Here is a 22,250-nt window from a genome sequence, read left to right on the forward strand (position 1 = left end):
CACGCCATAGCGTCGAGGCATGACGCTTCAGCCCTTCCGCATTCAGGTCCCTGACGCCGACCTCGACGACCTCCGGGCGCGGTTGGCCCGCACCCGATTCCTCCCCGACTCTGCGGGGCGCCCGGCCTCGGGCATGTCCGCCGGCTATCTGCGGGCGCTCACGCAGTCATGGCGGGAGTTCGACTGGCGCGCACGCGAGGCGTGGCTGAACGCGCACCCGCAGTTCCTGGCCGATGTCGACGGCGTCCGGCTGCACATCACCCACCTGCGTTCGGCACGGGTCGATGCGCCGGCGCTGCTGGTCATGCACGGCTGGCCCCACACCTTCGCCCTCCAGCTGGAGTTCGCCGCGCTGCTCACCGACTTCCACGTCGTCCTGCCGAGCTTTCCCGGGTTCGGGTTCTCTCCACCGGCCGACGCCACCTTCGACGAGGCGGCGATCGCCGCCCTGATGCATCGCCTCATGACCGACACCCTGGGATACGAACGCTTCCTGACCTACGGCGAAGACATCTCGGCCAACGTGAGCGATCTCATCGCGGCCGCGTATCCGGGAGAGGTCCTCGGAATCGTCGCGACCCACGCGCACTTTCCCACGGACGCCGAGCGTGCCGCCCTCACCGCCCCGGACGAGCGTGCCTTCTTCGACAGGCTCGCCGCCGACGGCGGTGCGAACGGCGGCTATGCGCATGAGCAGGCGACCAGGCCCGACACCCTCGCCGCCGCGCTGAACGACTCGCCGGCAGGACTGCTGGCATGGATCGCGGAGAAGCTCGTCGAGTGGAGCGATACCCCGGCCGGTGACCCGGCACACCTCGAGCGGCGCATCGCGCGCGAGCGGGTTCTCACTGAGGCCACCATCTACTGGGCGACGCAGTCGATCGCGTCGTCCTTCCGGCCCTATTTCGATCGAAGGGATGCCGCGATCCCGCCTGTGGCGGTGCCCGCGGCCGTCGCGATCCAGCGTCATGAGCATGACTATCCGGAATCGGTCGCGCGAGCCTTCTACCGTGACCTGCGTTCGTTCGACCGTCTTCCGGAAGGCGGACACTTCGCTGCGGCAGAGGTACCCGGCCACCTCGCCGCCCGAGTGCGCGCCTTCGCAGAGGAGATCGGTGCGCTGCCCCGAGGGGCCTGACCGAGCGATGTCGGGACCCCTGCCTAGCCTCGCGATATGGGGCGCATCATCTTCGACACCGCGACGGCACTCAACGGGTGGATCGCCGACCGGAACAACTCTCTCGGCTGGCTGTTCGCGGTGGAGGGCGGAACGACACCGGCGCCCGAACTGCTGCCGCCCCACGCCCGCGTGCTGGTCGAAGGATCCACGACCTACGAGTGGCTGCTGGCCGAGTCAGACATGATCGCCCACCCCGAGAAGTGGCGCGAGTTCCACGGTGACCGCCCGACCTTCGTCTTCACCACCCGGGCTCTGCCCGTTCCCGAAGGCGCGAACGTCACGTTCCTGTCCGGACCGGTCGCCGATGCGCTGCCGGCGCTGCGTGCCGCAGCCGGCGGGTCCGACATCTGGGTGGTCGGCGGGGGAGACCTCGCCGGGCAGTTCCTCGACGCCGGCGCGCTCGATGTGATCGCCGTCTCGATCGCGCCCGTGCTGCTCGACGGCGGCGCACCGCTGCTGCCCCGCCGCCTCGATTCCGACCGGCTGCGTCTGATCTCCGCGAAAGCCGTCGGTCAGTTCGCCCGACTCGTCTACTCCGTCACGCCATCAGCGGATGCGACCGGGAGCGGACGCCGTCCGTGACACCCCGGTCGACGGTCAGCCCGTGAGCCCCCGTCGCTTCAGCAGCGGCTCGATGTCGGCATCCCGCCCCCGGAAATCGCGGTATGCCGCGAGCGGGTCCTTCGATCCGCCCACGCCGAGCAGCCGATCGCGGAAGCGGTCGCCGTTGGCCCGGGTGAGACCGCCGTTCTTACGGAACCACTCCACGGTGTCGGCATCGAGCACCTCGCTCCAGATGTACGAGTAGTACCCGGCGCTGTAGCCGCCCGAGAACACGTGCGCGAAGTACGTCGACGCGTATCGCGGGGGGACGGCCGGGTTGTCCAGGCCGATGTCGGCGAGGGCTTCCGCTTGGAACGCCGCGACATCGTCGACGGCTGCGGCTTCCTCGCTTGTCAGTGAGTGCCACACCTGGTCGATCCACGCGGCCGCCAGGTACTCACTCGTGGCGAAACCCTGATTGAAGGCCTCCGAGGCGGTGAGCTTGTCGACGACCTCGGCGGGCAGCGGCTCGTCGGTGTCGATGTGCCGGGCATAGGCCGCAAGGATCTCAGGCCAGTAGATCCACATCTCATTGACCTGACTCGGGAACTCGACGAAGTCGCGGAACACCGCGGTGCCCGCGAAGTGCGGGTAGGTCACCGTCGCGAACAGGCCGTGGAGCGCGTGGCCGAACTCATGGAACAGGGTCGTGACCTCGTCGAGCGTCAGCAGCGTTGGCTTGCCGGGCGCCGGCTCGGGGACGTTGAGGTTGTTGACGACGATGGGCTGCGTCCCGCGCAGGCGGGACTGCGACACGATCGAGTTCATCCACGCTCCGCCGCGTTTGGTGTCGCGCGTGTACAGATCGAGGATGAACAGTCCCAGCGGCGATCCGTCGGCGTTGTGGAGTTCGAACACGCGCGCGCCGGGGTGGTAGGCCGGCAGATCGGCGCGCTCGGTGAACCTCACCCCGTACAGTTCGGTCGCCGCGCGGAACACTCCGTCGCGGAGCACGCGCTCGGCCTCGAACCAGGGGCGCAGTGCGGTGCGGTCGAGGTCATACTCCGCCGCTCGCACCTGCTCGGTGTAGAAGGCCCAGTCGTGTGCCTCGAGTGCGAACGCGTCGTCACCGTCGTCGATGATCGACTGCAGCGCCTCCTGCTCGCGGCGGGCATTGGCCGCCGCCGGCGCAGCAAGCCGTCGCAGCAGCGCGTGCACCGCCCGGGGCGAGCCGGCCGTCTGATCACTGGTGACGTAGGCGGCATGGCTCTCGTAGCCCAGCAGTGCTGCGCGCTCGGCGCGCAACCGGACGATCTCGCGCAGAACACCGCTGTTGTCGTGCTCGTCACCGCGCGACCCTCTCTGCCGCGACGCCGCCATCAGCCGCTCGCGCGACGCCCGGCGCGTCAGCGTCGAGAGGTACGGGTGACCGGTGAACAGGGTCAGCGTCACGACGTATCTGCCCTCGAGTCCACGGTCGGCGGCGTTGCGCGCCGCTGCCGACAGTTCGCCCTCGGTGAGACCATCCAACTCGGCGGCGTCATCGAAAACGACCGCGAGATCGTTGGTGTCGGCGAGCAGGTTCTTCTCGAAGGTGGTCGTCAGCACCGACAGCCGCTGGTTCAGGTCGGTGAGCCGCTGCTTCTGCTCGTCGTCGAGACCCGCACCCGCGTGGGTCATCTCGGTGTAGTGCCGTTCGACGAGGTAGCGCGCTTCCGGGTCCAGATCGAGCTGTCCGAGCTGTTCGTGCACGCTTTTCACCCGCCAGTACAACCGACCGTCGAGCTGGATCGCGTCCTGGTGCGCCGACATGAGCGGAGCGAGCTTCTCCTCGATCTCCTGGATCGCGGGCGTCGCGTCGGCCGACGAGACCGTGTAGAACGTGCGGGCGACTCGGTCGAGCGTCTCGCCGGCACGCTCCAGCGGCACGAAAGTGTTCTCGAACGTCGGCATCGACCGAACACGCGTGATGGCGTCGATCTCGCCGCGATGCTCCGTGAACGCCGCATCGAACGCCGGCAGGTAGTGCTCCGGCAGGATCTGCCGGTAGTCCGGGAGCCCGCAGGGAAGGGCACTGGGGGAGAGCAGGGGGTTGGTCGCGGCATCCGTCATTCCCTCACCCTATTGCGGTCGGGACAGTCGATCGAGAAATATGCAAAGAAACCCTTGCATAGACTTCTTTGCAAAGGTATCTTTGCTGTTATGGACGCGAACGAGACCGAGAATCGCCCCCCGCAGACCCGCGAGATGCGCGTACTGGACACGGGGGCCCTCAAGGCGCTCGCTCACCCCGTGCGTGTCGAGATCTATGACATTCTGAGCTCCTTCGGGGCGCAGACGGCCAGCTCGCTCGCCGCGCGGCTGGGCGAGTCATCGGGAGTGACCAGCTATCACCTGCGCGCCCTCGCCAAGCACGATCTCATCCGCGAGGTGCCCGATCGAGGCACCGGTCGCGAACGGTGGTGGGAGCGCCCGCCGGGTGGCGTGTCGTTCACGAATCCCGACGCGATGAGCACTCCCGCCGGAAAGGCCGCCTCGCAGGTGGTCATGAGCGAGTACTACGAACGCAGGCATCGTCAGCTGCGCGACTTCCTGGCGACCGCCCTCGACAACGAAACCGAAGAGTGGCAGGACGCGACCATGCTGTCCACCGCCACCGCGCGGCTCACCGCCACTCAGCTGCACGAGCTCTCCGAGAAGATCATGGAGCTCGTCGACGAGGTCGTGGACAACTACCGCGACCAGCAGGGAGAGGGCGTACGTCCCGTCTCCATCCGCACCGATCTGTTTCCTCTTGATGAAGGAAGGTCATCATGACCGTCATCTCGATCCCCGTCACGACGTCCGTCCGTCCCACCCGCGTCGAAACCGTCATGCTGCGCACTGTCACCGCCGTCGGTGGGTACATCGCGTCACGCATGGCCCGCCGCGCAGCTCGTCTGGACGTGAGGGTTGCGCAGGATGCCGTCGTCGAGCACGCGCGCGACGCTGCGTCCGCCCGCGCGCTCGGACTGTATCCGCGGTGAGCGAGCCGGTGGCCAAGCGCTCGTCTCGGACAGCGCTCGGCCCCGACTTCCGCAAGCTGTGGACCGCCGCGGCGTTCAGCAACCTCGCCGACGGGCTGGGGAGGACCGCCGTCCCCCTCGCCGCGATCGCGCTGACGACGGACCCGCTCGCCATCTCGGTGATCTCCGCGCTCGCCTTCGTCCCTTGGCTGATCTTCGGGCTGCCGGCGGGAATGATCGTCGACCGGTTCGATCGCCGGATCGTGATGGCCGTCGCGAACACCATTCGCGGTGGCGTCGCATTGTGGCTGGCGACCCTCGCCGTCACCGGCACGCTCAGCCTTCCGGCTCTGTTCATCGGCACCCTGGTCTTCGGACTGGGCGAGACGATGTTCGACAACGCCACCAACGCGGTGATTCCGGCGGTGGTGCAGCGCAGTCAGCTCGACCGCGCCAACGGCTGGATGCAGGCGGCGCAGGTCACGATCGACAGCTTCATCGCGACACCGATCGCCGGTCTGCTGTTCGCGGTCGCGCTGGCTCTGCCCCTGTGGGCCGGTGCGGTCGGCTATCTCGCACCGATCGTCCTCGCCCTGCTGCTGCCGGTCTCGGCCGCGCGGGCACTGCGGGACGAGCGCGGGCCCAGCGACGCGCGTGCCGATCGTGCCGTCGCGCACCGGGTGCCGGCACGTGAGGCATTCGACTATCTCTGGCATCACCGATATCTGCGAGCCATGGTCGTGTTCACCTCGTTCACCGGGTCGGCACTGTCGTTCGCCCAGGCGACGGCGATGCTGTTCTTCCTCGAGACGATGAAGGTTCCGGTCGCGGCGGTCGGCTTCGTGACCGCCGGCATCGGGCTCGGTGCATTGGCCGGGGCGACCATCGCGCCGCGCCTGGTGGCCCGGTACGGCCGGGGCCCGGTCATGCTCGTGGCGACGATCAGCGCGGGGCTGACACTCCTGCTGACCGGCCTGGCGCCGAACGTGTGGACCACTGTGGCGGCGTACGCCGTCGCCGCCGGGTCCGTGTCGGGGTGGAATGTGCCGTGGGGCGCCCTGCGTCAGCAGATCGTTCCCGCGCACATGTTCGGGCGCGTGCTCGGCGTGATCCGCTCCTTCACCTGGGGGCTGTTCCCCCTTGCGACGCTTCTGGGCGGCTGGGTGGGGAGGGTCGATCTGCGCCTGCCGTTCGTCATCGGCGGCGCGGCGATCGTCGTCGTCACGCTCACCGCGACGCCGCTGCTGATCGGGGGCACGCGACGTGCCGGGGCCGACCTCGCCATCACGACCGACGACTGAGCCCGATCAAGCCCGACGCGTCACGCGAATCCGTCGCCGTCGTCGTGACGGACCACAACCCCACCCGATGCATCGACCTCGACCAGAATCCCGGTGTCGAGCTCGGCGATCGGACGGCCCTCGAGCCAGGTCAGCGTCCAGCGTGGGCGCGGCTGACCCAGCGCATCGCCGGGGATCGCGGCATCCACTGTCGCAATCTGCCCGCGGAGCACGTCGGGCACCGCCCGGGGCGGTTCGTCGCCACTGGTCCAGCGTGTGCCGAGCTGCATGTCAGACCTCCTGCGGTGCGAGTTCGATGGCCTCGATGACGAACTCGTCCGAGCCACCCCGCAGCTCGAGGCGATCGATGCGCCCCACGGCCTTGAGATCGCCCTCGGCCAGTCGCAGGGCGGCGATGGTCTGGTCGTTCGCGCGCAGCGTGAGCGAGGCCACCGGCGTCTTCTGCGAGGCCTTGGCTTCGGTCTTGGCCCGGCGGATGCCGATGAGGGCCTCGCTGGCCGCGATGAGCACGGCGGGGTCGCCCTCGAGCCCGAGCGGCTGCGGCCAGGCGGCCGTGTGGATCGAGCCCTCCTCGAACCACGACCACGCCTCTTCGGTGGCGAACGCGAGCACCGGCGCGAGCAGGCGCAGCATCGTCGACAGCGCGAGCCGCAGGGCCAGCGCCGCCGAGGCCTGGCCGACGTCGGCCTGGTTGTAAGCACGCTCCTTGACCAGTTCGAGGTAGTCGTCGCAGAACGTCCAGAAGAAGGCTTCGGTCAGCTCCAGCGCGCGCGCGTGGTCGTAGTCCTCGAACGCCCGGGTGGCGTCGCGCACGACCTGGTCGAGGGTCGTGAGCATCGACGCATCGAGCGCATGGGTGATCTCGGCACCCTCGGGCACCGGGAACGACAGCACGAACTTCGCGGCGTTGAGGACCTTGATCGCCAGACGCCGGCCGATCTTGACCTGCGTCGGGTTCTGCGGGTCGAATGCGGCATCGGCTCCCAGACGGCTGGAGGCCGCCCAGTAGCGCACCGCGTCGGTGCCGTGCCCGGCAAGAACGTCCGCCGGCGTCACGACGTTGCCCTTCGACTTCGACATCTTCTTACGGTCGGGGTCGACGATGAAGCCCGAGATGGCGGCATCCGTCCACGGCGCACGGTCATCTTCCAGGGCGCTGCGCAGCATTGTGGAGAACAGCCAGGTGCGGATGATGTCCTGACCCTGCGGGCGCACATCGAACGGTGCCACGAGGTTCCACAGTTCCTCGTCGCGCTGCCAGCCGCCGGCCAACTGCGGGGTGAGCGAGGACGTCGCCCAGGTGTCGAAGATGTCCTTCTCGCCCTCGAACCCGCCCGCGACGCCACGCTGCTGCTCGGTGTATCCGGGCGGGACGTCGATGGTCGGGTCGACGGGCAGGGCTGCCGAGTCGGGGGTGAGCACGCGGTCGTGATCCCGCTCGCCGTTCTCGTCGAGGCCGTACCAGACCGGGATCGGCACGCCGAAGAAGCGCTGACGAGACACGAGCCAGTCGCCGGTGAGACCGTTCGTCCAGTTCTCGAAGCGGATCCGCATGAAGTCCGGATGCCAGTTCATCGTCTGGCCGAGCGCGATCAGCTTGTCGCGCAGCTCTTCATCGCGCGCACCGTTGCGGACGTACCACTGGCGGGTCGAGACGATCTCGAGGGGACGGTCGCCCTTCTCGTAGAACTTCACGGCGTGCTGGAAGGGTGTGGACACCTCGAGCAGCTCGCCGGACTCGGTCAGAAGTTCGGCGACGCGTTTGCGGGCGCTGAACACCGTCTTGCCGGCCAGTTCCGCGTAGGCGGCACGTCCGGCCTCCGACGCGATCGCCTCGGGCGTCTCGGCCATGACGCGACCGTCCTTGCCGAGAATGGTCCGGTTCGGCAGCTGCAGCTCGCGCCACCAGATGATGTCGGTCACGTCGCCGAAGGTGCAGATCATGGCGATGCCGGTGCCCTTGTCCTGCTGGGCGAGAGGGTGCGCGAGGACTGGCACCTCCACATCGAACAGCGGTGTGCGCACCGTGGTCCCGAACAGGGGCTGGTAGCGCTCGTCGTCGGGGTTGGCCACCAGCGCGACGCACGCGGCAAGCAGCTCGGGGCGCGTCGTCTCGATGTGGATGTCACCGTCGCCATCGGTGCGGTGGAACGCGATGCGGTGGAACGACGCGGCCTGATCGCGGTCTTCGAGTTCGGCCTGCGCGATCGCCGAGCGGAAGTCGATGTCCCACAGCGTGGGCGCCAGGGACTGGTAGGCCTCGCCCCGATCGAGGTTGCGGAGGAAGGCGAGCTGACTCGTGCGCATCGTGTCGTCGGAGATGGTGCGATAGGTCTGCGTCCAGTCGACCGAGAGCCCCAGCTGACGGAACAGGCTCTCGAAATGCTTCTCGTCCTCGAACGTGAGCTCTTCGCACAGCTCGATGAAGTTTCGACGACTGATGGGCACCTGGTCGGCGGGCTTCAGGCTCTTGGCGTCGCCGTGGAACGGCGGCGTGAAGTCGGCGTCGTACGGAAGCGAGGGATCGCAGCGCACGCCGAAATAGTTCTGCACCCGGCGCTCGGTCGGCAGACCGTTGTCGTCCCACCCCATGGGGTAGAAGACGGTCTTGCCCTGCATGCGCTCGTGCCGCACCTTGATGTCGGTGTGCGTGTAGCTGAACACGTGGCCGATGTGCAACGAGCCCGACGCGGTGGGCGGGGGAGTGTCCACCGAGAAGATGCCCGCGCGTCCCTTGGCCCGTGCGGCGTCGCGGTCGAACAAGTACGTGCCCTGAGCCGCCCATGCGGCATCCCACTTCTGCTCGAGGCCTTCCAGTGCGGGCTTGTCCGGAATGTGCGCGTCGGTCATGGGTACTCCTCGAGCGATATATGCGGCACTGTGTGAGCGTGCCTGAGTGTGGGTTCCGGGCCCAGTCTACCGGGCCGGGAGATCAGGCGCCCGCGACGTCGATGCCGAGTGCGGCGGCGAAGGAGGCCGCGTGCATCTCGGCCTGACGCACGTCGAGCGTCGCGCCACGAAGGCCCGTCGGATCCGTGAAGCCCAGAGCCTCGAGACCGCGCAGATCGAGGTCGCGCGCACGCAGCTCCCGCGTGTCGACCTCGTCGACCTGACAGTCGGCGAAGGCGACCCGGGTCAGCGTCGCCTGCGGTATGTCGAGCGTCCCGATCCGGCAGCCTTCGAACCGGACATCCAGCACCCGCGCAGAGGGCAGCGAAAGGTAGTCGATGCGCACCTCGCGGAAGACGACGACGTCGAGCTCGGCGCGCAGCAGGTCGAGTGTGCCCACGCGCCCGCCGACCAGCTCGACCGTGCGCCAGCGCGCGTCCCGCGCGACGACCTCGGCGGCGCTGAGCCCATCGAACCTCGCATCGGTCACCGCCGCTCCGCTGAGATCGAGTCGGTCGACGGATGCCGTGATGACACACTCGATGAGACTGGCGTGCGCAGCGTCCACCGTGCCGCTCAGGCCGCTGATGCGCGCACCCTGCACGTCGGCGTGGCGCTGAAGGGAATGCACCTCTTCGAAGACGACCGGCAGATCGGGCGGGCTCACGCGCGGAGCGGCGGGCTGGGCGGTGCGTCGCGGCATGCTCCTCACCCTACGCCGCGCGTATGATGGGACGACCAGCATCGATCCGGCCATCACCGGGGAGCTCTCGGAAGAAACCTCAGGGGTGACCCGCGGGGAGTAGAACCGAGCGGGGCAGGCCCGTCACAGCCGCAGAAGAGAGGCCGGGAGGTGCGCCGAGAGGTTCGCCCCGGGCAACGCGGGGTGGTACCGCGGTTCTCCCGTCGGGAGGGTCGTCCTCGCAGGAAGCATCGCAACCTGCTGGAGTGACATGACCTACCCGAAGCCCTCTGCTTTCGGCCCCGCCGCCGACGTCGTCCCGAGCCCGCGCTTCCCCGAAATCGAGCGCGAGGTGCTCGATTTCTGGCAGCAGGACGACACGTTCCGCGCCTCCCTCGCGCAACGCGAGGGCGCCGCGGAGTGGGTGTTCTACGACGGCCCGCCCTTCGCGAACGGCCTGCCGCACTACGGTCACCTGCTCACCGGCTACGCGAAGGATGTGTTCCCGCGGTTCCAGACCATGCGCGGCCACAAGGTCGACCGGGTCTTCGGCTGGGACACCCACGGTCTGCCTGCCGAGCTCGAGGCGATGAAGCAGCTGGGCATCACCGAGAAGAGCGAGATCGAGGAGATGGGCATCGCCTCGTTCAACGAGAAGGCGCGCGCATCGGTGCTCGAGTACACCCACGAGTGGGAGGACTACGTCACCCGGCAGGCGCGCTGGGTCGACTTCGAACGCGGCTACAAGACGCTCGACGTCGGCTATATGGAGTCGGTTCTCTGGGCGTTCAAGAGCCTGTGGGACAAGGGTCTCGCCTACGAGGGCCACCGCGTGCTGCCGTACTGCTGGCGCGACGAGACGCCGCTGAGCAACCATGAGCTGCGCATGGACGACGACGTCTACCAGATGCGTCAGGACCCGTCCGTCACCGTCACCTTCCCGCTCGTCGGCGCCAAGGCGGAGGCGCTCGGGCTGACCGCCGTGCGCGCCCTGGCGTGGACGACCACCCCGTGGACGCTGCCCACCAACCTGGCTCTCGCCGTCGGACCCGACATCGCGTACGTCGTCCTGCCGGGCGGGCCCGACGGCGCCGCGGACGTGCACGAAGACCGCTCCGAGGCCACCGGACACCGGTACCTGCTGGCATCCGATCTGCTCGGGAACTACGCGAAGGACCTCGGATACGCCTCGGCCGACGACGCCCGTGCCGCGGTCGAGCGGACGTTCACCGGCACCGAGCTCGCCGACGTCCACTACGACGCACTGTTCGACTACTACGCGGACGCCGAGACCTGGGGCACCGAACGGGCCTGGCGCATCCTCGCCGACGACTACGTGACCACGACCGACGGCACCGGCATCGTCCACCAGGCCCCCGCCTACGGCGAGGACGATCAGCGCGTGACCGCCGCCGCCGGCATCCCGCTCATCATGAGCCTCGACGACGGCGGGCGGTTCCTCTCGCACGTCACCGATGTCGCCGGCGAGCTGTGGATGGATGCCAATCGTCCGCTCATCCGGCTGCTCAAGGCCGAGGGGCGACTGCTGCGCGAAGCCAGCTACGAGCACTCCTACCCGCACTGCTGGCGATGCCGGAACCCTCTGATCTACAAGGCGGTCTCGAGTTGGTTCGTGCGCGTCACCGAGATCAAGGACCGGATGCTGGCGAACAACGAGCAGATCACGTGGGCGCCGGAGAATGTCAAGCACGGCCAGTTCGGCAAGTGGCTCGAGGGCGCACGCGACTGGTCAATCAGCCGGAACCGCTTCTGGGGATCGCCCATCCCGGTGTGGAAGAGCGACAACCCGGCCTACCCGCGCGTGGATGTCTACGGCTCCCTGGCCGACCTCGAGCGCGACTTCGGGCGCCTGCCGCGAGGCGCGACGGGGGAGGTCGACCTGCACCGCCCGTTCATCGACGAGCTGACCCGGCCGAACCCGGACGACCCGACCGGCGCTTCCACCATGCGCCGCATCGAGGACGTCTTCGACGTCTGGTTCGACTCGGGGTCCATGCCGTACGCGCAGGTGCACTACCCGTTCGAGAACCGCGAGTGGTTCGACGAGCACGCACCGGCGGACTTCATCGTCGAGTACATCGGTCAGACCCGCGGCTGGTTCTACGTCATGCATGTGCTGTCCACGGCACTGTTCGACCGGCCGGCGTTCACCGGCGTCGCGTGCCACGGCATCGTGCTGGGCAGCGACGGCCTGAAGATGTCGAAGTCGCTGCAGAACTACCCCAGCGTCTCCGAGGTGTTCGACCGCGACGGGTCGGATGCCATGCGCTGGTTCCTCATGGCATCCTCGGTGCTGCGCGGAGGCAATCTGATCGTGACCGAGGAGGGCATCCGCGCCGGCGTGCGCGAGTTCATGCTGCCGCTGTGGAGCGCGTGGTACTTCTTCGCGACCTACGCCAACGCTGCGGGCGGGCCGGGCGGTGAGGGCTACACCGCGACGTGGCGCACGGACTCGACGCACGTCCTGGACCGCTACATCCTCGCGCTCACCGGAGACCTGGTTCGCGATGTCGCCGCCGATCTCGACGCGCTCGACTCGACGACCGCCGCGGCCAAGCTCCGCGACTTCGCCGAGGCACTCACGAACTGGTACATCCGCCGCTCCCGCGACCGGTTCTGGGTCGGCGTCGCGGACGATCCGGCCAGTCGCGAGGCGTTCGACACGCTCCACACGGTCCTCGAGACGCTGACACGCGTGGCCGCGCCGCTGATCCCGCTCGTGGCCGAGCGCGTCTGGCAGGGCCTGACCGGCGGGCGCAGCGTCCACCTCGAGGACTGGCCCGACGCTGACGCGTTCCCGCCGGCGACCGACATCCGCACGGCGATGGACACCGTGCGCACGGTCTCGTCCGTCGCCAACGCCCTGCGCAAGAAGGAGGGCAAGCGCGTGCGACTTCCGCTCGCCTCGCTCACCGTGGCCGTGTCCGGCGCAGACGGCCTGGCGCAGTTCGAGGAGATCCTGCGCGAGGAGCTCAACGTCAAGGACGTCGAGCTGGTCGAGCTGTCCGACGGCCTCGCCTCCAGCTACGGCATCAGCCAGCGGCTCAGCGTCAACGCGCGAGCGGTGGGGCCGCGACTGGGAAAGCAGGTCCAGCACGTCATCGCCGGCGCCCGGGCGGGGGTGTGGACCGTCGAGGGCGACACCGTCGTCGTCGACGGCATCGCCCTGCTGGAGGGGGAGTTCGAGCTCACCCTCGAAGCGGGGGGCGTGGCCGAGGGCACCGCGATCGCATTGCTGCCCGACACCGGGGCCGGACAGGGCGGCTTCGTCCTGCTCGACACCGTGACCACACCCGAACTCGAGGCGGAGGGCCTTGCTCGCGACGCGATCCGCATCGTGCAGGAGGCGCGCAAGAATGCCGGCCTCGAGGTCAGCGACCGCATCGTGCTCGCACTCAACGCCCGTCCGGCAGAGGCACAGGCGCTGCAGGCGCACGCCGACTTCATCGCCGCCGAAACGCTGGCCATCGGCTTCACCGTGCAGGCGACCGATGAGCTCGACCGCCTGGTCGATGAGGTATCCAGCCTCGGCGACGGAGTGTTCGTCAGCGGGGTCAGGGCGCTGGGAACGGACAAAGCGCCGATGATCGTGACGATCGACGCGACCGGAGTGGGAGAGGCGAAGGCATGAACGACCGCACACGTGCCGACGCGGTGTACGCCGCGCTGATGACCCGTCAGGGCGAGCAGTGGGTGCAGCCGCGCGTGGAACGCACCCGCCGGGTGCTCGAACTGCTCGACGACCCGCAGCGCACCTACCGCGTCGTCCACGTCACCGGCACCAACGGCAAGACGTCGACCAGCCGCATCGTGGAGAGCATCGTGCGCGCCCACGGGCTGCGGACGGGCATGTTCACGAGCCCTCACCTCGAGCGGTTCACCGAGCGCGTGATGATCGACGGCGCGCCCATCGATGACGGCCTGATCGCCGACGCCTGGGATGAGATCACGCCGTTCATCGACCTCGTCGATGCGGAGCTGGCCGCTGCCGGCGACGCCGCGCTCACGTACTTCGAGCTGCTGACCGTGCTCGCCTTCGTGGCGTTCGCCGACGCGCCCGTCGACGTGGCCATCGTCGAGGTCGGCATGGGTGGGGCGTGGGACTCGACCAACACCGCGGACGGCGACGTCGCGGTGTTCGCCCCGATCGACATCGACCACGCCGACCGCCTCGGCTCGACGATCGCCGAGATCGCCGGAATCAAGGCGGGGATCATCAAGCGGGGCGCCGCGGCGGTCTCCGCCGTCCAGCCGCCCGAGGCGAAGCCCGCGCTGATGGATGCCGCGGCCGCACAGGACGCGACACTGGCGTTCGAGGGCGAGGCGTTCGCGCTGACCGTGCAGCGGCTCGCCGTCGGCGGCCAGCAGATCTCCGTCCGAGGAGTGGCCGGCACCTACGACGACCTCTACCTGCCGCTCTACGGGGCGCACCAGGGCCACAACGCGGCACTGGCGATCGCCGCGGTGGAGTCGCTGATCGGGGCCGGCTCCCAGCCCCTGGCATCCGATGTCCTCACGGAGGGACTCGCCCAGGTGACCTCGCCGGGCAGGCTGCAGCTGCTCGGCATCGCGCCGACCGTGCTGGTGGACAGCGCGCACAACCCGCACGGCGCGAAGGCGCTCGTCCAGGCCCTGGGCGCATCGTTCGACTTCGACGAGTGGGGCGTCGTGCTCGGGGTGCTGGGCGACAAGGATGCCGCCGGCATCGTCACCGAGATCGCCCCCGCCGCCGCGCACGTGTTCGTCACGGCACCGGACTCCGAGCGCTCGAGCGACCCCGATGCCCTCGCCGACCTGGTCGAGGCGTCGGGCGTGCCGGTGTCCGTGCACATGGACCTGCGCGATGCGACGGACGAGGCCCGTCGGTGGGCGGCCGGGTCCGACCGCCGCGCCGTGGTGATCGCCGGGAGCGTCGTGCTGGCGGGCGAGGCGCTGAGCCTTGCTGCCGAAGAGGACTGGAAGGACGGTGCCGGGGCATGAACGCCCGCGCGCGACGGGCCCGCGGTGCGCGGGAGTCCCTCGCCTCGGTGGTCCTGGGCCTGGAGTCGCTCATCGTCTTCCTCGCAGGCCTCGCCCTGCACGGCCTCGACGCGTTGCCGGGCATGCCTTCCTGGTGGGGGATCATCGCCGGGGTGGTCTTCGCCCTGGCGATGCTGGCCACGATCGGCGTGCTGCGCTACCGGTGGGGCATCATCCTGGGCTGGGTGTGGCAGGTCATCATCGCGCTGGGCGGGGTCCGCGTTCCGGCGCTCATCTTCGTCGCCCTCATTTTCGGCGGCATGTACGCGTATGCGACGATCAAGGGCGGCGCGCTCGACGCGCGCAATGCCCGGATCGCCGCGGGCACGGACGACACGAATGGAGAACCCGCATGACCACCGAAGAGACCCTCGTCCTCGTCAAGCCCGACGGCGTCGCCCGTGGCCTCACCGGGGAGATCCTCGGCCGGATCGAGGCGAAGGGCTACGCCCTGGTCGACATCAAGCTCGTCGAACCCGACCGCGAGCTGCTCGAGTCGCACTACGCCGAGCACGCCGGCAAGCCGTTCTACGAGCCGCTTCTGGACTTCATGATGTCCGGTCCGTCGGTCGCGATCCGGCTGGCCGGCAACCGCGTCATCGAGGGCTTCCGGTCGTTGGCCGGGACGACCGACCCCACGACTGCCGCACCGGGCACCATCCGCGGCGACCTGGGCCGGGACTGGGGTCTGGCTGTGCAGCAGAACCTCGTCCACGGCAGCGACAGCCCCGAGTCGGCGGCACGCGAGCTCGGCATCTGGTTCGCCTGACGCCCGATCGAGCGCACCCGCCCCCAGGTGGGACGCGGGTGCGCTCATCTCATGATGTGAACAACGCAATGACCGACGTTCTCGGGCATGCGGCTCGATGCGACCATCACCGGGCGTGTCGCCGTCCCGGATGGTCGGAACGCGACTACAGCGTGCTGATCCAGTCGAGCCGGAGCTGTGCGATCAGCGCGATGATCGCATAGCTCACGATCGCGAGCAGCGGGACCCAGCCCATCAGTGTGTCGGCGACCTTGCGCACCGCGTCGGGGGCGGGCACGACACCGCTGCGCAGCAGGTGGAGGGTGACCGCGTAGAAACTCGGGATCGTCACGACCCAGGTGACCATGCACCACGGGCACAGCGTGAACAGTTCGAAGATGCTCTGGCTGATCAGCCAGAGCACGAAGCAGAACGCAAAGGCCATCCCCGCCCACAGCAGCCACCAGAACCAGCGCGCGAACCGCGCCCCGGCGAGGATGGCCACGCCCACGACGATCGGCGCCACCCAGCCGGCGAGTCCGACGATGGGGTTCGGGAAGCCGAACACCTCGCCCTGCCACGAGTTGAGATTCTTGCCGCACTGGACAAGGAAACTGATGTCGCACGAAGCGCTCGCCCCGGGGTTGGCCAGCAGGTGGAACTTCTCGACGGTGAGCTGGAAGGCGGCGAACCACCCGATCACTCCGGCGAGGATCAGCCAGATCGCCAGTCCCTTCGGGCGGGTGTGCGTCAGGCGTGTGGGCATGCGGGAATTATCCCATCCCGGGCTGTGACGACCCGCGGCGCAGCGACCGTTGACGCAATCGGAATGCGAAAGTGCGATAATGGTCCTCGATACCCCGCCGCGGCCGCGCCGTGACCAGGATCACCGAAGACTTCGGGCGATGAACGCCCTTAGCAGTCCGCGATTTCAGCCAGCGAGCGAGATGCGACTGCAGACCGAGTGAGTACGCGGCTCCTCCGAACCGGAGCAGCGCCGCCAGAGTTTCGCCGGATGGCACGCGGAGCCATCCCGCTAGGAGTAAGCCAGTGATGGCCGATGAGCACACCGAGAAGCCCACGACCGACAACGAAGAGACTGCTCAGCAGCCCGACACGGTGACCGAACCGGCCGCCGGAGCTCCCGACGCCGCAGCGGCGGATCTCGCCGAAGCGGATGCCGCGGAGCCGACGTCCGACGTGGATGCCGGTGCCGAGCAGACGCCGGATGCAGAGTCGGCGCCTGTGGCACACGCGGAGTCTTCGCCGATCGCTGCCGGTGCGCCCGAGCCTGCCGCAGAAGCAGAAGCTCCGGCATCCGATCAGCCGCTGACCGCCGTGACGCTGGGCCTGCTGCCCGAGACATTCGTGTCGGCAGTGTCGACGGACCTTCACTTCTACGCGCCGGCGGTCATCGCACTTCCCGCCCGAGAAGAGGTGCGCGACGAGCAGCCCGCCGAGTCGTCGTCGAACACGCGCCGCCGCAACCGTCGCCGCGGGGGCGGCCAGGGCGAGGGCGGCAACGACGAACCGGCCGCATCCGGCCAGCACCAGCCCCGCCGCCGCGCGGTCGAGCTCATCACCGAGCCGCAGCGCATCAAGGGGTCCACGCGACTCGAGGCGAAGAAGCAGCGCCGCCGCGACGGCCGCGAGGCCGGCCGGCGTCGTGCCGTTGTGACCGAGGCGGAGTTCCTCGCGCGCCGTGAGTCGGTCGACCGCGTCATGGTGGTCCGCTCCAAGAACGGGCGCGTGCAGATCGGCGTGCTCGAGGACAACGTGCTCGTCGAGCACTACGTCGCCCGCAACCAGGACGCGTCGCTGATCGGCAACGTGTACCTCGGCCGCGTGCAGAACGTGCTGCCCAGCATGGAAGCCGCGTTCGTCGACATCGGCCGTGGCCGCAACGCCGTGCTGTACTCCGGCGAGGTCGACTGGGACGCGGTGGAGACCGGCAACCAGCCCCGCCGCATCGAACTGGCGCTCAAGACCGGCGACCGCGTGCTCGTGCAGGTCACGAAGGACCCGGTCGGCCACAAGGGCGCCCGCCTCACCAGCCAGATCTCGCTGCCCGGGCGCTACCTCGTGTACGTGCCCGGCGGGGCCATGAACGGCATCTCGCGCAAGCTCCCCGACACCGAGCGTGCACGACTGAAGCGGATCCTCAAGGAGGTGCTGCCCGAGTCGAGCGGCGTCATCGTGCGCACCGCGGCAGAAGGTGCCACCGAGGAGCAGCTCACCCGCGACGTGCAGCGACTGACCGCACAGTGGGAGCACATCAGCGCCCAGACCGAGTCGGGCAAGGCTCCGTCGCTTCTGCACTCCGAGCCCGATCTGCTGGTCAAGATCGTCCGCGACGTCTTCAACGAGGACTTCACGAAGATGCTGATCCAGGGCGAAGAGGCGCACGAGACGATCACCTCGTACCTCACCGGCGTCGCGCCCGACCTGCTCGAGCGCGTCGAGCGCTACGAGGGCGAGGCCGACCCGTTCGACCAGTTCCGGATCACCGAGCAGATCGAGAAGGCCCTCGATCGCAAGGTATGGCTCCCGTCGGGCGGATCGCTCGTCATCGACCGCACCGAGGCCATGACCGTCGTCGACGTCAACACCGGCAAGTTCGTCGGGTCGGGCGGAAACCTCGAGGAGACCGTCACCAAGAACAACCTCGAGGCCGCCGAGGAGATCGTCCGCCAGCTGCGGCTGCGTGACATCGGAGGAATCATCGTCGTCGACTTCATCGACATGGTGCTCGAATCGAACCGTGACCTGGTCCTGCGCCGGCTCGTGGAGTGCCTGAGCCGCGACCGCACGAAGCACCAGGTCGCCGAGGTCACCTCACTGGGCCTGGTCCAGATGACCCGCAAGAAGCTGGGTCTGGGCCTGCTCGAGACCTTCAGCGAAGCCTGCGAGGTCTGTGCGGGCCGCGGCGTGATCGTGCACCACGACCCGGTCGTGAAGCACCGCTCGGCGCAGAACGGCGGAGGATCGCAGCGCCGCCCCCGTCAGAGCCCCGCCGCCTCGACGGGCAACGGCGGAACGCACGTGATCACCGAGGGCGCCAAGTCTGCGCTCGCGCAGATCGCGGCATCCACCATTCATCCGACCGTGGAGGAGCAGGCGGTTGAGCCTGCCGCAGCCGCCGAGCGCCCGAAGAAGGTCCGCAAGAAGAAGCCGGCGGCCCCGCCGGCGCCCAAGACCGAGAAGGACCTTCTGCTGGACTCGGTGCTCGACGCGCTGCCCGAGCCGAAGGCGCCGGGACAGGGACGCTCGCGTCGCCGTGTGACCACCGCGGCGCTCAGCGGCACGCCGGTGTCGGCAACTCCTGCTGCGGGCGAGGAGTGATCCTCACCGCCCGCGCCGCTGGCGGGCGGTGACCCGCAGGCCGGAGGCGATCAGCCGGCGCACGAGTTCGTGGGCGCTCACATGGTGGGCGCCGCCGGCGATCAGTCTCGCCACCGCGTCCTCCGGGACGTCGTAGTGGTCCAGATCGAAGGCGCGCGGCGGGATGCCGTGGGCCTCGGCGAACCGGTGCAGCTCGTCCAGATCGGTGTCGCTGACCAGGTGCGCCCACAGCCGGCCGTGTGCCGGCCAGCGCGCGTCGTCGACGAGAATCACCACACGCCAGATCCTACGGCGGGGCGCGGCGGGCGACACGCCCCAGGTCGCTTTTGGCGTCAGGCCCGGCATCCGGTAAAGTAGACCCTTGGTGCGTCGCGTGTCGCCAGTCTCGGCATGCTCGGACGAGGTGCAGCGGTCAGATTCGCTCGGACTTCCCGCACCAGAACTTTCCCCGTCTGACAAAGACAATTCGGAGCCGAGCGCTCCACTGAAGAAGAACAGGTGTGAAGTGGTTTACGCAGTTGTGCGCGCCGGCGGCCGCCAGGAGAAGGTCGAAGTGGGCACCATTGTGGTGCTCGACCGCCAGGCCGCGAAGATCGGCGAGAAGCTCGAGCTGGCCGCTGTGCTGCTGGTCGACGGCGACGCCGTGACCACCGACGCGGCCAAGCTCGCGAAGGTCAAGGTCACCGCCGAGGTGGTCGGCGAAGAGCGCGGCCCCAAGATCGTGATCCAGAAGTTCAAGAACAAGACCGGCTACAAGAAGCGCCAGGGGCACCGCCAGGACCTCACGCGCGTCAAGATCACCGGCATCAAGTAAGCCAGGGAGAGACGCAGATGGCACATAAGAAGGGCGCAAGCTCCACCCGTAACGGTCGCGATTCCAACGCTCAGCGACTGGGCGTCAAGCGCTTCGGCGGCCAGGCCGTCGGCGCGGGCGAGATCATCGTCCGCCAGCGCGGCACGCACTTCCACCCCGGCGCCAACGTCGGACGTGGCGGCGACGACACGCTGTTCGCCCTCGCCGCCGGCGCGGTCGAGTTCGGCACGAAGGGCGGCCGCAAGGTCGTCAACATCGTGACCGCCGCAGCGGAGTAATCACACAGCTTCCCATGGCGAGGGGCGGGCTTCGGCTCGCCCCTCGCTTATTCACATTCAGGAGAACCGCATGGTCACCTTCGTCGACCGCGTCACGCTGCATCTTCGCGCGGGCAAGGGCGGGAACGGCTGCGTCTCCGTGCGCCGCGAGAAGTTCAAGCCGCTCGCCGGCCCCGACGGCGGCAACGGCGGCAACGGCGGTGACGTCGTGCTGGTGGCCGACCCGCAGGTCACCACGCTCCTGTCGTACCACCACTCACCCCACCGGGGCGGCGGCAACGGCGGCTTCGGCATGGGCGACAACCGCTCCGGCGCGCTGGGGGAGTCGCTCGAGCTGCCCGTCCCCGTGGGCACCGTCGTGAAGGACACCGCCGGCTCGGTGCTCACCGACCTCATCATCCCCGGGACGCGCTTCGTCGTCGCCCCCGGCGGGCAGGGCGGACTCGGCAACGCCGCGCTCGCCTCACCCAAGCGCAAGGCCCCCGGTTTCGCGCTGCTGGGGACCCCCGGCTGGGAGGGCGATGTCGTCCTCGAGCTGAAGACCGTCGCCGACGTGGCGCTGGTGGGATACCCGTCGGCCGGCAAGTCCAGCCTCATCGCCGCGATCTCGGCTGCGCGGCCCAAGATCGCCGACTACCCGTTCACGACACTCCACCCCAACCTCGGCGTCGTGCAGGCCGGGGATGTCCGTTACACCGTCGCCGACGTGCCCGGACTGATCGAGGGCGCGAGCGAGGGCCGCGGACTCGGCCTCGAATTCCTGCGTCACGTCGAGCGGTGCACCGCGCTCGTCCATGTGCTCGACTGCGCGACCCTCGAGCCCGGCCGCGACCCGCTGTCCGACCTCGACGTCATCCTCGCGGAGCTCGCCGCGTACCCGGTGCCCGAGGGACAGGTGCCCCTCATGGAGCGTCCCCAGCTCATCGCGCTCAACAAGATCGACGTCCCCGAGGCTCAGGAGCTGGCCGAGCTCGTCCGCCCCGATCTCGAAGCCCGCGGCTACCGGGTCTTCGAGATCTCGACCGTCAGCCACGCCGGCCTGCGTCCGCTCACATTCGCCCTCGGCGAGGTCGTCACGCAGCATCGTGTCGCTCTCGAGGCAGAGCCGGTGGCCGAGCGCGTCATCATCCGGCCGAAGGGCTCCCAGAAGGAGTTCACCATCCGGGTCGAGGGCGGCACGTACGGCAACATCTATCGCATCCTCGGCGACAAGCCGCTGCGCTGGGTGCAGCAGACTGATTTCCAGAACGAAGAGGCCGTAGGCTTCCTCGCCGACCGGCTCGACAAGCTCGGTGTCGAGGACGAACTGTTCCGCGCCGGCGCCGAGGCGGGCTCGACCGTGGTCATCGGCGAGGGCGACGGCGTCATCTTCGACTGGCATCCCTCGCTGTCGTCGGCAGCCGAGCTGATGAACGCACCGCGCGGCACGGACCCGCGCCTCGACCTCAACCCGCGACGCACCACCGACCAGCGTCGCGAGCGGTACCACGAGCGCATGAACGCCAAGGCGGCTGCGCGTGCCGATCTCGAGGCCGAGCGGCTCAGCGGGGAGAGCGAGAGCGACCTGTGAGCTTGCGCGAGCGCGGCGAACTGCTCGGCGTCCGCCGCATCGTCGTCAAGGTCGGCTCCTCGTCCATCAGCGGTGAGCACGCGCACAACATCCAGCCGATCGTCGCCGCTCTCGCCGCTGCGCATGCGCGCGGGACCGAAGTGGTCCTCGTGTCGTCGGGTGCCATCGCGACCGGCATGCCGTTCCTCGCACTCGACTCGCGTCCCGTCGACCTCGCGACCCAGCAGGCCGCAGCGGCCGTCGGGCAGAACGTGCTCATCTACCGCTATCAGGACGCCATGCGCCCGTACGAGATCGTCGCCGGGCAGGTGCTGCTGACGGCCGGTGACCTGGAGCACCCCACGCCCCGCTCGAACGCCCGCCGGGCGATGGAACGTCTGCTGGGGCTTCGGATCCTGCCGATCGTCAACGAGAACGACACCGTGGCGACACACGAGATCCGCTTCGGCGACAATGACCGCCTGGCGGCAATGGTCGCGCAGCTGATCGGCGCAGACGCGCTCGTGCTGCTCAGCGACATCGAGTGCCTCTACACGCTCCCGCCGGACCAGCCGGGCGCGACCCCGATCCACCGCATCGAGTTCGGCGAGAACCTCGACGACTTCGAGTTCGGCTCCGTCGTGGTCAACAGCGTCGGCACCGGGGGAGCAGCCACCAAGGTGTCGGCGGCGCGACTGGCCGCGGCCACCGGCGTCGGAGTGCTCGTGACCAGCGCCGAGCGGGTCGATGATGCCCTGTCCGGCGCCGACATCGGCACCTGGTTCGCCCCGAACCCCGAGGCCGAGCCGACGTCCACGACCGCGTCGATCCGCGTCGCCGCCGATCGCTGACGCCGACGTCACGCCCCGTCGTGCCGTG

20 protein-coding genes are annotated in these 22,250 nt (G+C 69.0%); 14 read left to right on the forward strand and 6 right to left on the reverse strand.

Features of this window, described 5'->3' with window-relative positions; genetic code table 11:
- Nucleotides 1-19: 19 nt before the first annotated feature.
- The gene (locus tag BKA10_RS04160; RefSeq protein WP_183498729.1) at nucleotides 20-1,138 is read left to right on the forward strand and encodes an epoxide hydrolase family protein; all 1,119 of its coding nucleotides are present in this window, start codon (nucleotides 20-22) and stop codon (nucleotides 1,136-1,138) included.
- A 36-nt stretch (nucleotides 1,139-1,174) separates the two neighbouring features.
- Complete coding sequence (locus tag BKA10_RS04165) at nucleotides 1,175-1,762, forward strand: dihydrofolate reductase family protein (protein WP_183498730.1); 588 nt, start codon at nucleotides 1,175-1,177, stop codon at nucleotides 1,760-1,762.
- A gap of 15 nt (nucleotides 1,763-1,777) precedes the next feature.
- On the opposite strand, the gene BKA10_RS04170 is transcribed toward BKA10_RS04165, so the two are convergent.
- A complete protein-coding gene (locus BKA10_RS04170) occupies nucleotides 1,778-3,835 on the reverse strand; it encodes a M3 family metallopeptidase (RefSeq protein WP_183498731.1) in 2,058 nt (685 codons plus the stop codon).
- Nucleotides 3,836-3,925: 90 nt separating this feature from the next.
- Here BKA10_RS04170 and BKA10_RS04175 point away from each other — a divergent pair, with 90 nt between their 5' ends.
- The 3 genes from BKA10_RS04175 to BKA10_RS04180 are packed head-to-tail and all read left to right on the forward strand — an operon-like array spanning nucleotide 3,926 to nucleotide 6,029.
- Nucleotides 3,926-4,540 (forward strand): helix-turn-helix domain-containing protein, encoded by a 615-nt coding sequence (locus BKA10_RS04175; protein ID WP_183498732.1) that lies wholly within the window; start codon nucleotides 3,926-3,928, stop codon nucleotides 4,538-4,540.
- On the forward strand, nucleotides 4,537-4,749 hold the full coding sequence (locus BKA10_RS16600) for a hypothetical protein (RefSeq protein ID WP_241739912.1): 213 nt from the start codon (nucleotides 4,537-4,539) through the stop codon (nucleotides 4,747-4,749). The genes BKA10_RS04175 and BKA10_RS16600 overlap by 4 nt, the downstream gene beginning before the upstream one ends.
- Nucleotides 4,746-6,029 (forward strand): MFS transporter, encoded by a 1,284-nt coding sequence (locus BKA10_RS04180; protein WP_248198974.1) that lies wholly within the window; start codon nucleotides 4,746-4,748, stop codon nucleotides 6,027-6,029. Before BKA10_RS16600 ends, BKA10_RS04180 begins: the two co-directional genes overlap by 4 nt.
- Nucleotides 6,030-6,049: 20 nt before the next feature.
- On the opposite strand, the gene BKA10_RS04185 is transcribed toward BKA10_RS04180, so the two are convergent.
- From BKA10_RS04185 to BKA10_RS04195, 3 genes are all read right to left on the reverse strand, one after another.
- Nucleotides 6,050-6,298, reverse strand: coding sequence for a hypothetical protein (locus BKA10_RS04185; protein WP_183498734.1), 249 nt, complete (start codon nucleotides 6,296-6,298; stop codon nucleotides 6,050-6,052).
- 1 nt (nucleotide 6,299) lies between these two features.
- Nucleotides 6,300-8,879, reverse strand: a complete 2,580-nt coding sequence (gene valS, locus BKA10_RS04190; RefSeq protein WP_183498735.1) for a valine--tRNA ligase — start codon at nucleotides 8,877-8,879, stop codon at nucleotides 6,300-6,302.
- An 82-nt stretch (nucleotides 8,880-8,961) separates the two neighbouring features.
- Nucleotides 8,962-9,621: a pentapeptide repeat-containing protein gene (locus tag BKA10_RS04195; protein WP_183498736.1), complete on the reverse strand. Its 660-nt coding sequence runs from the start codon at nucleotides 9,619-9,621 to the stop codon at nucleotides 8,962-8,964.
- Between the two features lie 250 nt (nucleotides 9,622-9,871).
- Here BKA10_RS04195 and ileS point away from each other — a divergent pair, with 250 nt between their 5' ends.
- Genes ileS through ndk form a run of 4 tightly spaced genes read left to right on the forward strand, consistent with a single transcriptional unit; the run spans nucleotide 9,872 to nucleotide 15,409 of the window.
- Nucleotides 9,872-13,252: an isoleucine--tRNA ligase gene (gene ileS / locus BKA10_RS04200; RefSeq protein WP_183498737.1), complete on the forward strand. Its 3,381-nt coding sequence runs from the start codon at nucleotides 9,872-9,874 to the stop codon at nucleotides 13,250-13,252.
- Complete coding sequence (locus BKA10_RS04205) at nucleotides 13,249-14,601, forward strand: bifunctional folylpolyglutamate synthase/dihydrofolate synthase (protein WP_183498738.1); 1,353 nt, start codon at nucleotides 13,249-13,251, stop codon at nucleotides 14,599-14,601. Before ileS ends, BKA10_RS04205 begins: the two co-directional genes overlap by 4 nt.
- Nucleotides 14,598-14,996 (forward strand): DUF4233 domain-containing protein, encoded by a 399-nt coding sequence (locus BKA10_RS04210; RefSeq protein WP_183498739.1) that lies wholly within the window; start codon nucleotides 14,598-14,600, stop codon nucleotides 14,994-14,996. Before BKA10_RS04205 ends, BKA10_RS04210 begins: the two co-directional genes overlap by 4 nt.
- Nucleotides 14,993-15,409: a nucleoside-diphosphate kinase gene (ndk, locus tag BKA10_RS04215; RefSeq protein WP_183498740.1), complete on the forward strand. Its 417-nt coding sequence runs from the start codon at nucleotides 14,993-14,995 to the stop codon at nucleotides 15,407-15,409. Before BKA10_RS04210 ends, ndk begins: the two co-directional genes overlap by 4 nt.
- Nucleotides 15,410-15,554: 145 nt before the next feature.
- On the opposite strand, the gene BKA10_RS04220 is transcribed toward ndk, so the two are convergent.
- A complete protein-coding gene (locus BKA10_RS04220; protein WP_183498741.1) occupies nucleotides 15,555-16,154 on the reverse strand; it encodes a vitamin K epoxide reductase family protein in 600 nt (199 codons plus the stop codon).
- A 287-nt stretch (nucleotides 16,155-16,441) separates the two neighbouring features.
- Between BKA10_RS04220 and BKA10_RS04225 the strand changes: the two genes are divergently transcribed.
- Nucleotides 16,442-18,730: an Rne/Rng family ribonuclease gene (locus BKA10_RS04225; protein ID WP_241739911.1), complete on the forward strand. Its 2,289-nt coding sequence runs from the start codon at nucleotides 16,442-16,444 to the stop codon at nucleotides 18,728-18,730.
- A gap of 3 nt (nucleotides 18,731-18,733) precedes the next feature.
- Here the strand turns inward: BKA10_RS04225 and BKA10_RS04230 are convergent, their stop codons facing one another.
- Entirely contained in the window at nucleotides 18,734-19,006 is a 273-nt protein-coding gene (locus BKA10_RS04230; RefSeq protein ID WP_183498742.1) for a DUF4031 domain-containing protein, read from the reverse strand.
- A 229-nt stretch (nucleotides 19,007-19,235) separates the two neighbouring features.
- Here BKA10_RS04230 and rplU point away from each other — a divergent pair, with 229 nt between their 5' ends.
- From rplU to proB, 4 genes are all read left to right on the forward strand, one after another.
- On the forward strand, nucleotides 19,236-19,544 hold the full coding sequence (rplU, locus tag BKA10_RS04235) for a 50S ribosomal protein L21 (RefSeq protein WP_183498743.1): 309 nt from the start codon (nucleotides 19,236-19,238) through the stop codon (nucleotides 19,542-19,544).
- Between the two features lie 17 nt (nucleotides 19,545-19,561).
- Complete coding sequence (rpmA, locus tag BKA10_RS04240; protein ID WP_183498744.1) at nucleotides 19,562-19,822, forward strand: 50S ribosomal protein L27; 261 nt, start codon at nucleotides 19,562-19,564, stop codon at nucleotides 19,820-19,822.
- Between the two features lie 70 nt (nucleotides 19,823-19,892).
- Nucleotides 19,893-21,392 carry a GTPase ObgE gene (gene obgE / locus BKA10_RS04245; RefSeq protein WP_183498745.1) on the forward strand — a complete coding sequence of 500 codons (1,500 nt, stop codon included), beginning with the start codon at nucleotides 19,893-19,895 and terminating at the stop codon, nucleotides 21,390-21,392.
- Nucleotides 21,389-22,222, forward strand: coding sequence for a glutamate 5-kinase (proB, locus tag BKA10_RS04250; protein ID WP_183498746.1), 834 nt, complete (start codon nucleotides 21,389-21,391; stop codon nucleotides 22,220-22,222). Before obgE ends, proB begins: the two co-directional genes overlap by 4 nt.
- Nucleotides 22,223-22,250 lie beyond the last annotated feature (28 nt).

Source organism: Microbacterium invictum, assembly GCF_014197265.1.
GTDB classification, from domain to species: Bacteria; Actinomycetota; Actinomycetes; order Actinomycetales; family Microbacteriaceae; genus Microbacterium; species Microbacterium invictum.